At 69.3% G+C, this 12,082-nt stretch carries 11 protein-coding genes; 6 read left to right on the forward strand and 5 right to left on the reverse strand.

Going from position 1 to position 12,082, the window contains the following annotated elements:
- Window positions 1–1,184, reverse strand: a 1,184-nt coding sequence (locus ABD120_RS38720) for a DEAD/DEAH box helicase (RefSeq protein WP_343955364.1), incomplete at its 3' end; no start/stop codon positions are given.
- Window positions 1,185–1,593: 409 nt separating this feature from the next.
- Between ABD120_RS38720 and ABD120_RS38725 the strand changes: the two genes are divergently transcribed.
- Both ABD120_RS38725 and ABD120_RS38730 read left to right on the forward strand, forming a co-directional pair.
- On the forward strand, window positions 1,594–1,944 hold the full coding sequence (locus tag ABD120_RS38725; protein ID WP_343955365.1) for an STAS domain-containing protein: 351 nt from the start codon (window positions 1,594–1,596) through the stop codon (window positions 1,942–1,944).
- Between the two features lie 2 nt (window positions 1,945–1,946).
- Window positions 1,947–2,372 carry an ATP-binding protein gene (locus ABD120_RS38730; protein ID WP_343955366.1) on the forward strand — a complete coding sequence of 142 codons (426 nt, stop codon included), beginning with the start codon at window positions 1,947–1,949 and terminating at the stop codon, window positions 2,370–2,372.
- A gap of 611 nt (window positions 2,373–2,983) precedes the next feature.
- Here the strand turns inward: ABD120_RS38730 and ABD120_RS38735 are convergent.
- Window positions 2,984–3,301 (reverse strand): hypothetical protein, encoded by a 318-nt coding sequence (locus tag ABD120_RS38735; protein ID WP_343955367.1) that lies wholly within the window; start codon window positions 3,299–3,301, stop codon window positions 2,984–2,986.
- Between the two features lie 496 nt (window positions 3,302–3,797).
- On the opposite strand from ABD120_RS38735, the gene ABD120_RS38740 reads away from it, so the two are divergent.
- Complete coding sequence (locus ABD120_RS38740) at window positions 3,798–6,074, forward strand: sodium-translocating pyrophosphatase (protein WP_343955368.1); 2,277 nt, start codon at window positions 3,798–3,800, stop codon at window positions 6,072–6,074.
- 210 nt (window positions 6,075–6,284) lie between these two features.
- Here the strand turns inward: ABD120_RS38740 and ABD120_RS38745 are convergent, their stop codons facing one another.
- Complete coding sequence (locus ABD120_RS38745; protein WP_343955369.1) at window positions 6,285–6,668, reverse strand: peptidase inhibitor family I36 protein; 384 nt, start codon at window positions 6,666–6,668, stop codon at window positions 6,285–6,287.
- 382 nt (window positions 6,669–7,050) lie between these two features.
- Here ABD120_RS38745 and ABD120_RS38750 point away from each other — a divergent pair, with 382 nt between their 5' ends.
- The 3 genes from ABD120_RS38750 to ABD120_RS38760 all read left to right on the forward strand — a co-directional run bounded on the left by ABD120_RS38750 (window position 7,051) and on the right by ABD120_RS38760 (window position 10,260).
- Window positions 7,051–8,268, forward strand: coding sequence for an FAD-dependent monooxygenase (locus ABD120_RS38750; protein WP_343955370.1), 1,218 nt, complete (start codon window positions 7,051–7,053; stop codon window positions 8,266–8,268).
- A 414-nt stretch (window positions 8,269–8,682) separates the two neighbouring features.
- Window positions 8,683–9,156: a SixA phosphatase family protein gene (locus ABD120_RS38755; RefSeq protein ID WP_343955371.1), complete on the forward strand. Its 474-nt coding sequence runs from the start codon at window positions 8,683–8,685 to the stop codon at window positions 9,154–9,156.
- A gap of 39 nt (window positions 9,157–9,195) precedes the next feature.
- Entirely contained in the window at window positions 9,196–10,260 is a 1,065-nt protein-coding gene (locus tag ABD120_RS38760; RefSeq protein ID WP_343955372.1) for a hypothetical protein, read from the forward strand.
- On the opposite strand, the gene serB is transcribed toward ABD120_RS38760, so the two are convergent.
- Complete coding sequence (gene serB, locus ABD120_RS38765; protein WP_343955373.1) at window positions 10,167–11,408, reverse strand: phosphoserine phosphatase SerB; 1,242 nt, start codon at window positions 11,406–11,408, stop codon at window positions 10,167–10,169. The two genes, ABD120_RS38760 and serB, sit on opposite strands and share 94 nt — an antisense overlap.
- Window positions 11,409–11,487: 79 nt before the next feature.
- Window positions 11,488–12,045: a hypothetical protein gene (locus ABD120_RS38770; protein ID WP_343955374.1), complete on the reverse strand. Its 558-nt coding sequence runs from the start codon at window positions 12,043–12,045 to the stop codon at window positions 11,488–11,490.
- Window positions 12,046–12,082 lie beyond the last annotated feature (37 nt).

Raw genomic sequence — 12,082 nt, forward strand, 5'->3', positions numbered from 1 at the left:
GTTTGTGCGGGTGTGGGCTCGGAGGTGGGGACCGTTTGCGCGGAAGCGATCCGGGCCAGGTCGGGGGGAGCGGCTTGGGCCGGCTCAGGGGCGGGTGGGGGGACGGACTCCGCGATGACGGGCTGTGCGGGGGTGGGCCGCGTGGCGTCGGAAGCGGGTGCCGGGATGGCCGAGCCGGTGTCCGGGGTGGGCCTGTGAGCGGTCTGGGCGGGGTCCGACGTGGGGGCGAGGGGAGGCTGGGTGGGGTCCGAAGCGAGGGTGAGAGTGGCTTGGGCGGAGTTCGGGGTGAGAGTGGCTTGGGCGGAGTTCGGGGTGGGGGCGGACGTGGGTCGTGCCGGGTCGGTCGTGTGGCTGGGGCGGGGATCCGGAGTGTGCGCTGGGGCGGGGTGTCCGTGGAGTGGGAAGGAGGCCGGAGCGGGGGTGGGGCGGGGGAGGCGGGAGGCCAGAGAGGCGGCGACGTCGGCGAGTTTCGCGCGGGCCGTCAGGGCGACGGTCTCGGCGCCTCGGCGGGAGCGGACGAAGGCCAGTGTGCGTACGTTCGCCAGAACCAGGTCCGCGAGCAGATCGGCGGTCTCGGCGGTGGCGGTGCGGCGGACAGGAGCCCCGCCCTCGCCCCGGAGATCCGTCAGGGGCGGCTCCCACAGCGCGAAGGTGGTCGAACCCTTGGGGGAGCCGTCCAAGGTCACCTCGTCCATCTCAAGCCCCGTCAGTCGCCTCCCGAACACGCCGGGCTCGCTGGCCGTGGCCGAGGCCAGGACGAAGACCGGCGAGGCGCCGTAACGACCGCACACCCGGCGCAGGCGGCGCAGGATCTGGGCGACGTGGGAGCCGAACACGCCGCGATAGCCGTGGCACTCGTCGACGACGATCACCCGGAGCCGTCGGAAGAACGCCGACCACTGCGAATGGCGCGGCAGCAGCGCCCGGTGCAGCATGTCAGGATTTGTCAGGACGTAGTTGGCGTGCTGCCTGATCCACGTACGTTCCTCGAAGGGTGTGTCCCCGTCGAAACAGGCGGCGCGCACGGCGGCGATCCCCAGGTCGCGCAGCGACCGGCGCTGGTCGGCTGCCAGGGCCTTGGTCGGCGTGAGGTACAGGACGGTGCCCCCGTCGAGGCAGGCGGCGACCGCCGGGGTCAGGTAGGCGAGAGACTTCCCCGATGCCGTGCCTGTGGAGATGATCACGTTTCGGCCACGGTGTGCAAGTTCGGCGGCTTCGTACTGATGTGTCCAGAGTCCGGAGACGCCCAGGTTCGCCAAGCGCGTAACGAGCGGTTCCGGGGCCCACTTCGGCCATCCGACTTGACCCGCCTGACGTGCTGGAACATGCTCCACATGAGTGACGCGCTCGTGACGTGCAGGAACGCCGAGCAGGTGACGGAGGAGTGGACCTGGTCGGCGTGGGGAGGAAGCGGAGGAAGTCACTGTTTCCAGTCTGGCATCGGTGGGCAAAGTCGCCGGGAATCGTGATTTCGTATAGACACAAGCCAGACGCGTGGTTGAATGCCGCGCGTCAGGGTCCGACGGTCTGGAGCGCCGCTCCAGACTGCCAGGCCCATGAGGGTACTTTCGCAGGCGAGGCGCTGGAGGATCTGTGGATCTGAAGCTGGATCACCACAACGAAGACCGACTCACCATTGTGGAGGTCGAAGGTGAGATCGATGTCTACACCGCGCCCAGATTGCGTGAGCTGCTGATCGATCTGGTCAACAAGGGCAACTTCCACCTTCTGGTCAACATGGAGAAGGTGGACTTCCTCGACTCCACCGGCCTTGGCGTTCTGGTCGGCGGGCTCAAGCGGGTGCGCGCGCACGACGGTTCGCTTGAACTGGTCTGCACGCAGGAGCGCATCCTCAAGATCTTCCGGATCACGGGGCTGACCAAGGTCTTCGGGATCTACGCCTCGGTCGAGGAAGCCAAGGAAGCTCACGGCAAAGACAAGTAGCCATGGCTACCGTCGAGCTGACGTTCAGCGCTCTTCCCGCACACGTGCGCACGGCGAGGCTGGTCGCGACGGCGATCGCCCGGCGTACCGGTGTGGACGAGTCGCTGCTTGACGAGGTCAGGCTGGCAGTCGGTGAAGCTTGCTCCCGGGCTGTCGAGGCGCACCGCGCCCACTGCCCGGGGGAGCCCATCCGCATCGAACTGCGCGACGATTCCGGCCGCTTCGAGGTGACGGTCACCGACCAGGCCCCGAGCGACGAGATCCAGCCGGAGCAGCCGCTCGATCTCGGCATGCTGTCCGACTCCTTCATGTCGGGGTTCGGCATCGCCGTCATCGTGGGGCTGGCCGACGATGTCGAGGTCATCCCCAGTCCCAAGGGGATGCGCATTCGGATGAGCTGGCCGGCCGTGGCGATCCCGTCCTCATAAGACCCTTTTACGGCGAAGCCCCCGAACGCCACCCGCCGCAACCCCTCAGGCCCCTCCAGGGGCACGCTCCTCACCCGCCCGGGTCCGATCATCGCGACGCCGCCCGGTAAGCCCCTGGAAGGGATCTGGGACCCGCCCAGCCCCAAAGATCGAACCCGGGCCGGCGATCGCCCAACTCGCTGGCGAGGGCGCCGGCTCCGGGCGTCATCCCAGACTCGGAGTCGGCGCCCTCGGACCAAGAAGTCGGCAAGCGGACGGCCGACTCACCAGGCGATGGGCCCGGTGACGCGCAGGCCGGGACGGCAGAGCCCATGGCCAACGTGGCAGAGCCCATGGCCAACTCCGCAAAGTCACGAGGCTGAGCGACGCGGCCACCGCGGCACAGTCACGAGGTCATGGCCACCACGGAGGCATGGCCACCACGGAGGCATGGCCACCACGGAGGCATGGCCACCACGGAGGCATGGCCACCACGGAGGCATGGCCACCACGGAGGCATGGCCGCACTGCCACCGGGATTATGCACGGGGCCTGTGGCGTGGCCGTTAACGAAGACCTCCCGCAGTGCGATCTCCAACAGCGTGACCACTTACGACGATGACTCACCGGGACTAATCGCTCGCGGTGTGGTCGTTCGTCGGGTGGTTCGCGGTGTGGTCGTCTGCGGTGTGGCTGTTTACCGGGGTGTCCATGATGTGGTCGTTCGTCGGGCGGTTCGCGGTGTAGTCGCTTGCGGTGTGGTTGTTCACCGGGTCGTTTATGGCGTGGTCGCTGGTGGAGTGGGCGTTTGTCGGGCCGTTCGCGGTGTAGTCGCTTGCGGTGCGGCTGTTCACCGCGTCGTTTGCGGCGTGGTGGTTCGTCGGGTCGTCCCCGGCGTGGTCGTTTGCGGCGTGGTGGTTCATCGGGGTGTCCACGGTGCGATCGCTCACGGTGCGATCGCCGCACGGGTTAGGCGGGGGTTCCCGCTCGGAGGCGTGGCAGGGCGGCGTTGGGGTGGGGTGGTGTGAGGAGGGTGGCGCTCGGGGAGGCCGCCGGCGCGGGGCGGGGGGCGGCGGTGGGGGCGGCTGGGCCGTAACGGATAATGATCTTAGATCGCGTGAAACGCGATCATGTCGCGAAACGCGATCATGCATTTTCGGGCGACCGTTTACTGGCGCCTGTCATGCCCGTAAACCCCGGGAAATTCCCGAGTCAAGGTCCAAATCGGGCCCCAGTCTGGGGCTTACTGGACGCGCGAACAATTGCCGGGCCCGAGAGCCTTCATATCCGAGGAACCGCTGCGTAGACTCCCCGGCACCGGCCAAGGTGATCCGGCGGAACTGCGGACTCAACCGGAAGCGGCACCCATTACCCGGATGGTGCCGCACCAACCGAGACATCGCAGCACCACCCGGGCAGGACGTACCGTCTTGCCGAGGAGAACGGATGTTTACGCACTACCTGGCCGCAGAGCCAACGTCCAGCCTGACCCTGAGCGGCGGCAACCTCACGATCGTGGTCATCGTCGCCGCGGTCGCGCTCATCGCCCTGGCCGTCGCGGGCGGCCTCGTGCGCGAGGTGCTGGCCGCCGACCAAGGCACCGAGCGCATGCAGAACATCGCACGTGCCGTCCAAGAAGGGGCCGCCGCCTATCTCAAACGACAGTTCCGCACCCTGGCGCTGTTCGTCGTCCTCATCCCGATTCTGCTGTGGTTCCTGCCGGGCGAAACCGATGTGAAGATCGGCCGTTCCATCTTCTTCATCGTCGGTGCCGCTTTTTCCGCCCTGACGGGATTCATGGGCATGTGGCTGGCTGTGCGGGGCAATGTCCGCGTAGCCGCAGCCGCGCGCACCAGCGGTGAGAAGCAGGCGATGCGCATCGCCTTCCGCACCGGCGGCGTCGCCGGCATGTTCACCGTCGGGCTCGGCCTGCTCGGCGCCGCCGTCGTCGTCTTCCTGTACGAGGGCGACGCGCCCGGCGTGCTCGAAGGCTTCGGTTTCGGCGCGGCGCTGCTGGCCATGTTCATGCGAGTCGGCGGCGGCATCTTCACCAAGGCCGCCGACGTCGGCGCCGACCTGGTCGGCAAGGTCGAGCAGGGCATCCCGGAGGACGACCCGCGCAACGCCGCCACCATCGCGGACAACGTCGGCGACAACGTGGGCGACTGCGCGGGCATGGCCGCCGACCTGTTCGAGTCGTACGCCGTCATGCTCGTCGCCAGCCTCATCCTGGGCAAGGTGGCCTTCGGTGAGCAGGGACTCATCTTCCCGCTCATCGTGCCGATGATCGGTGTCGTCACCGCCATCATCGGCATCTTCGTCACCCGCCTGCGCGACAAGGACCGCAACGGGATGGCGGCGATCAACCGCAGCTTCTTCATCTCCGCCGCGATCTCCGCCGTGCTCGTCGCCGCCGCGACCTTCTGGTACCTGCCGAGCGACTTCTCCGGACTGAACGGCGCCTCCGTGCAGTCCGACGCCGACCCGCGCGTGATCGCCATCGGCGCGGTGCTCATCGGACTGGTGCTCGCCAGCGCCATCCAGCTGCTCACCGGCTACTTCACCGAGACCAACCGCCGTCCGGTCAAGGAGATCGGCGAAAGCTCGCTCACCGGTCCCGCCACGGTCATCCTGTCCGGCATCAGCGTCGGCCTGGAGTCCGCGGTCTATTCGGCGCTGGTCATCGGCGGCGCCGTGTACGGCGCGTTCCTGCTCGGGTTCGGCAACGTGACCGTCGCGCTGTTCGCGGTGGCGCTCGCGGGCACCGGCCTGCTCACCACCGTCGGCGTCATCGTCTCGATGGACACCTTCGGCCCGGTCTCCGACAACGCGCAGGGCATCGCCGAGATGTCCGGCGACGTCGAGGGCGAGGGCGCCCGGGTGCTCACCAGCCTCGACGCCGTCGGCAACACCACCAAGGCGATCACCAAGGGCATCGCGATCGCCACGGCCGTACTCGCGGCGACCGCCCTGTTCGGCGCGTTCAAGACCGCGGTCCAGGCCGAACTGCCCGACCCCGCGAGCTTCAGCCTCGACATCGACCAGCCGAACGTGCTCGTCGGCCTGATCATCGGCGCCGCCGTCGTGTTCCTGTTCTCCGGCCTGGCGATCATGGCTGTGGGACGCGCGGCGATGCGGGTGGTGTTCGAGGTCCGCGACCAGTTCCGCAACAACCCGGGCATCATGGACGGCACGGTCAAGCCCGAGTACGGCCGCGTCGTCGACATCTGCACCCGCGACTCGCTGCGTGAACTGGCCACACCCGGCCTGCTCGCGGTGATGACGCCGATCGCGGTCGGCTTCGCGCTGGGATACGCGCCGCTGGGCGCCTTCCTGGCCGGAGCCATCGCCTGCGGCACGCTGATGGCGGTGTTCCTGTCCAACTCCGGCGGCGCCTGGGACAACGCCAAGAAGCTGGTCGAGGACGGCCACTACGGCGGCAAGGGCTCCGAGGCCCATGCGGCCACGGTCATCGGCGACACGGTCGGCGACCCGTTCAAGGACACGGCGGGCCCGGCGATCAACCCGCTGATCAAGGTGATGAACCTGGTGGCGCTGCTGGTGGCACCCGCCGTGGTCATCTACTCGGACAACCTGGCGATGCGGATCGGCCTGCCGGTCGTGGCGGTGGCCGTGGTGGTGACGGCGATCCTCATCTCCAAGCGCCGCACGGTGACGGTCGAGCCCACCAACACGCGCGAGCACGAGCCGGTTCCGTCCTGATCGCGTTGAGAATCGCCCGCGCCCGCTCTCGGGCGCGGGCGTTTTTCGTCGCTGAGACTCTCTCCGTTACGGCAAGCCCACCTGACGCCGCCCGCCGCACCGGCCGCCCGGCCTCTCCGAGCGCTACTCCTCTGACCGGGCCCCACCGCGACGCCGCCCGGTAGCCAACGCGCCCGGCCCCTGCGGGGCCGGGCGGGAAGAACGTGCGGCTCAGTACACCTGGATGCTCACCGGCGAGAACCAGCCGGAGAAGTTCGGCGTCTCCCCGGGGTGGATCGGGGCGCCATGTCCCAGGCAATCCGTGTGCAGTTGGAACATCGCCGCCGTGCGGCTGCCCGTGTTGATCGCCGACTTGGCGCGGGCGCCCCAGCCGTGCGCCACGAGGTCGACGCAGGCGCTGCTGCCGAGTGACGACACGGTGAGCCGTTCGCCGGCGTAGTTCTCACCGTCGAACAGGCAGACGGTGTTGGTGAAGGGGCACTTCGGGTTGGGGGCGCTCGCGGAGGCGGCGCCCGTCGTGCCGAGGACCCCCAGGGTGAGTCCCGCTGCGATCACTAACGCCTTGGTCCTGGCGAACCGAGGTCGCATGTTCATGGTGGAGCTTCCTTTCTCGGGGAATTCCAAAAGGCCGACAATTCTGCCGGACGGGAAGAGGGGAGCCCGGATTCCGGGCTGCGGGGATCGGAGATTTCGGCCGGGAGGGACACCTGCTCAGCACCAGCATTCCCCGGCGTCCGGGAAGGATAAACCACAGAATACACTCGGTGATCTTGCGATGCCGAAATGGCCGACCGGGCCGCTGATTAGTCTGAGAAGTCCCGACATTTGTAAGACGTATTTCCGGGTTACCGGGAAGGCGTCATGCGCTTAAAGACAGGTTTTGAGATCTCATTACCAATGATGGATTGTCGCGACATGTCCGGATAATGCTACTGTTCGAGCTGGATCGACTACTCTATGTGACTCTGGGGTTGACATGAAGATCGCCTGCGTCGGCGGAGGGCCCGCCAGTCTGTTCTTCGCGATTCTGATGAAACGGGAGACGCCCGCTTGCGACGTCACCGTCTACGAACGCAACCCCGCCGGGACCACGTACGGCTGGGGCGTCACCTACAGCGACGACCTGCGTGACAACCTGCGCTTCGCCGACCCTGAGACCGCCCGGGCCGTCATCGACAACTCCGTGAGCTGGGGCGAGTGGCTGGTCCACCTGCCCGAGCGGCCGGGGCTGGTGATGAACGACGAGTACGGCGGATACGGCATCAGCCGCCATCGCCTGCTCGACATCCTCACCGAGCGCGCACTCGCCCTCGGCGTCCGCATCGAGACCGAGCGTACGGTCACCGGACTCGCCGACGTGGCCGACGCCGACCTCGTCGTCGCCGGTGACGGCGCGGGCAGCGTACTGCGCGAACACCACGCCGAGCAGTTCGGCACCGAGATCGAGGTCGGCCGCAACCCCTACATCTGGCTCGGCACCACCAAGGTCTTCGACGCCTTCGCCTTCGCTTTCGCGGAGACCGAGCACGGCTGGGTCTGGTGCTACGGCTACAAGTACAGCGACCAGTACAGCACCGCCGTCGTCGAATGCGGGCCCGACACCTGGACCGGCCTCGGCTTCGACCGGATGCCGCAGGCCGAGTGCCTGGCCCTGCTGGAGAAGCTGTTCGCCGGGATCCTCGACGGGCACCCGCTGATGGGCCAGGAGGCGGCGGACGGCACCGCCCGCTGGCTGAACTTCCGTACGGTCACCAACCGCGCCTGGTCCCACGACAACATCGTCCTGCTCGGTGACGCCGCGCACACCACGCACTACTCCGTCGGCCTCGGCACCGCCCTCGCGCTGGGGGATGCCGCCGTCCTGGCGCTGTCGCTGCACCAGGAGCCGACTCTGGCGGCGGCCTTCGCCCGCTACGAGCGGGAACGCAAGGACGAGGTCGTGATGGAGCAGCGGGCGGCCGGGTACAGCGCCCGATGGTTCGAGGAGCTGCACCGCTACATCGACCTACCGACCAAGCAGTTGCTCGCGTTGCTGAGCTTCCGGCACTCCAGCGTGCTGCCGCATCTGCCACCGAGGGTGTACTACGGGCTGGGCTGGACGGCCTCGAAGTTCCTCTCGGTGACGGGGATCAGGCGCCGCCTACTGGCCCGCGTGCAGCGGGAACGCCTGAGCCAGGCCACCCAGACCCGCTGACCCGGTCTCCGAGCCCTATGTGGGGCCAGGCCACCACGTCGCTGGCCTCACATAGGGCGTTCCAACCGGCTGCGCCACGAGCCCCTGCCACCACGTACCCCCGCGCCCTGCGACCACATACCTGGTGCCCTGCCACCACGTACCGTCCGGTGCCCTGCGCCCACGTACCCCCGCGCCCTGACCGCGTACCCCTGTGTCCTGATCGCGTACCCCTGTGTCCCGCCGACCAGGCACTGCCGTGCGTCGGGTCGGGTCGCGATCGAGGGTCGTATGGGCGGGCGGCGGCGCTGGATGGGAGACTTGGGGTGTGGAGGAGAACCGTCCCGGTGGGGGCAAGACGCTGGGCCTGATCCTGCTGGCCATGGTGGTGATCCTGGCGGTGCTGATCGGGCTGGCAGTGTGGGCGTCGCCGCGATGAGCACGCTCATCGTGCTGCGGCACGCCAAGGCCGCCCAAGTGCCGGGACTGGCCGACAGGGAACGTCCGCTGACCGATCGGGGCGAGCGCGACGCCGCCCGGCTGGGCGTGGCGATCCGCGACCTCGGTCACCGCCCGGACCTGGTGCTGTGCTCGCCGGCGCTCCGCACGAGGCGGACGGCCGAGTTGGCGTTCCCCGACGACGAGATCAGCTTCGAGCGTGACATCTACGCCGCCTACCCGGACGAACTGCTGGAGCTGATCAGGCTCCAGGACCCTGCGGCCGCCACCATCGTGCTGTGCGGCCACAATCCGGGCGTCCACGAACTGGCCCTGGGACTGACAGGTGGGGAGTTCGGGTTCCGGCCGGGCTCGTTCGCGGTGGTCGAGGCGACGGTTCCATGGGTAGAACTCTCGGAGGGGGAGGGACGCCTGGTCACGCACTGGGATCCCAAGGAGCATCCGGCGTAGGTCCCGAGGGCCCGGCGCCGCCGGGCCAGCGAGGGGACCATGCGGGGGATCTTCCGGTCGGCGTTCTTCGCCCCGCGTGCCCGGCCGCCGTGGGGGTACGGGCTGTTCTGCGCGGTGATGATCGCGGTTCCGGTCATGTTCGGGCAGACGTTCGCGGCCCTGGGTGTCGCTCTGACGGCGTTCGGCGACCTGTACGGGAGACCGTACGGACGCCGGGCCGCGCGGCTGGCCGGGCTGGCCGTCCTCGTCACCGCCGGGTTCTGGCTGGGTGCGGTGATCCCGTGGTGGGGCGTGGCGGTGGCGGCGGGATTGAGCGGGCCGTTGGCACCGGCCGTCGTGACCGGCCTCTACCTGCCCGGCGACGTGGTCGCCGTGGCCGCGGGCGCGGCGGGGTTCGCGGTGGCGGCGCTGGCCCTGTGGCCGGTGCACGGAGCCGACCCCCTCGCCTACGCACGTGAACGGGCGGCGGCCGACCTGGACGCGATGGCGCAGGGCCTCGGCCTGCCGGACGACGAATGGGACGAGCGGGTCCTGCGCGCCACCAAGTCCGCCGACGCGGCCGCCACAGCCTGGGTCGCCTCCCGAACCGGGGGTGCGCAGATCGCGGGCAGGGGGCCCCGTGCGGGCTGGTGGGTGCGTGCGCTGGCCGTCGGGGCGGGGGTCGCGGTGACGGCGGGTACGGGCCAGCCGTACGCGCAATGGTTCATTCTGCCCCTGCTGGCCGCCCTGGTGGTGGCGGACGGGAGCACCCGCGCCCGAGCGACCGGGGCCGTCGTGGGCGCCTGGGCGGTGGTGCCGGTGTTCGCCGTGGTGCCGACGCCGTACGCGGTTGCCGCCGCCGTGCTGGGGCTGGGCACGTTCGGTTTCGCCATGCGCCAGGTCGCCCACGGGTACGCGGCGGGCACCATCGCGGCCCTCCTGCTGCTGCTCAGCGCCCCGTCACCGGACTGGGGCAGCTGTGTGCTGCTGGCGGGCTGCGGCGGTGGCGCCGCGCTGCTGGCCGAGGGCGTTCAGAGGGTGGTGAGGGTGGCGGCGGTGGACGACGGGGTGGGGTCCTCGGCGTCGGCGGCCTCGACCTCGTCGCGGGAGATGCCGAGCAGGTAGAGGATCGAGTCGAGGTACGGGCTGTTGACCGCGGTGTCGGCCGCCTGACGGACGACGGGCTTGGCGTTGAAGGCGATGCCGAGCCCCGCGACCGCGATCATGTCGAGGTCGTTGGCGCCGTCGCCGATGGCGACGGTCATGCTGATCGGCAGTCCGGCCTCACGGGCGAACCGTTCGAGCGCCCTGGCCTTGCCCGGCCGGTCGACGATCTCGCCCACGACCCGGCCGGTGAGCTTGCCGTCGATGACCTCAAGGACGTTCGCGGCGGAGTAGTCGATGCCGAGTTCGGTCACCAGCGAGTCGGTGATCTGGGTGAAGCCACCGCTCACGATCGCGAAGCGGAAGTCGAGCCGCTTGAGGGTACGCACCAGCGTACGGGCGCCGGGGGTGAGCACGACCTCCTTGCGCACCTGCTCGAAGACGGTGGCGGGCAGCCCCTCCAGCAGGGCGACGCGGCGGCGCAGCGACTCGGCGAAGTCGAGTTCGCCGCGCATGGCCTCCTCGGTGACCCGGGCGACCTCGTCGAGGCAGCCGGCGTGGGCGGCGAGCAGTTCGATGACCTCGCCCTGGATGAGGGTGGAGTCGACGTCCATGACGATGAGGCGCTTGGCACGCCGGGACAGGCCGGTGCGCTGGACGGCGACGTCGACCTGCTGGGCGGCGGCCTCTGCGGCGAGTTCGACGCGCAGGGCGTCGGGGTCGGCGCCGGACACCGACAGTTCGATGCAGGTGACCGGCCACTGGGCGAGGCGCTCGATGCGGTCGATGTTGGCTCCGGCGGCGGCGATGCGTCCGGAGATGCCGGCGATGGCGGCGGGTGGCAGCGAGGGGCCGAGGACGCTCACGGACAGACGGCCTCTGCGGCGCTGTTCCTTGGTGAGGGAGCCGGTGGACAGCTCGACCTCCATCCCGAGGTTCTCCGCGACGCGCTCGACGGCGGTCCACAGGGCGCCGAGGGTGCTGCCGGTGCCGGTGGAGTGACCGCCGACGTAGGTGACGAGGACGCCGAGCGTGAGACGGCCTCTGATGACGACCTGCTCGATGTCGGAAACGGTGACCGGGAAGCCGGCGAGCACGCTGAAAAGCCTGGAGGTGACACCGGGGCGGTCGGGGCCGGTGAGCGTGATCAGGAGGGTGCGCTGGTCCACTCGGACCACGCTACTGCAGGGTTCGGACACGGGGACGCGAGGGGTGAACCCAGGCGGGCGCCCGCCTGGGTTCGGTGGATCAGCGCGCCAGGCGGGTCTTGACTTCCTTGGCGAAGACGTGCGAAGGAACGCCCCAGCGCTCCAGCTCCTCCTTCGACAGGTTCTCCATGCCCTTCTGGACGTCGAAGGTGAGAACGCCGAGGGCGGCCTTCTGGGTGCCCTTGGCGTACTTCTTGACGCGGGTTTCGAGGACCAGCGTGAAGTCGTCGCCCTTCTGCAGTTCCTTGGGCAGGATGCAGACGACGGTGGTCTTCTCGGTGACGCACTGCGTGTCCTTCACCGACGAGCGGTAGCGGAGCTTCCGGACGTCGACGCCCCTGGGCAGTTCGCCGATGACGAACCAGGCGTTGGCCGAGTGCGGGCCGGTGTTCACGCCGCTGATCGTGTAGTTCAGCTTGCCTCCGGCGCGGGCCCGGGACGGGGCCTGCACCTCGACGTCGAAGTTCGCGAAGGCCGGCTCGGAGGCTGCGGCGGTGGCGGCTGCGGTGACCGGCGCCGCGGCGGCCGGGAGCGCGGGAAGGACGACCGCGCCCGCGATAATCGTGAATGCCGCGGTCTTGGCGATGGAACTGCGCATGCAGATGACTCCGTAGAGGAAGAGGGGCAAAGACGCC

The organism is Nonomuraea longicatena (assembly GCF_039525605.1).
Lineage (GTDB): Bacteria > Actinomycetota > Actinomycetes > Streptosporangiales > Streptosporangiaceae > Nonomuraea > Nonomuraea longicatena.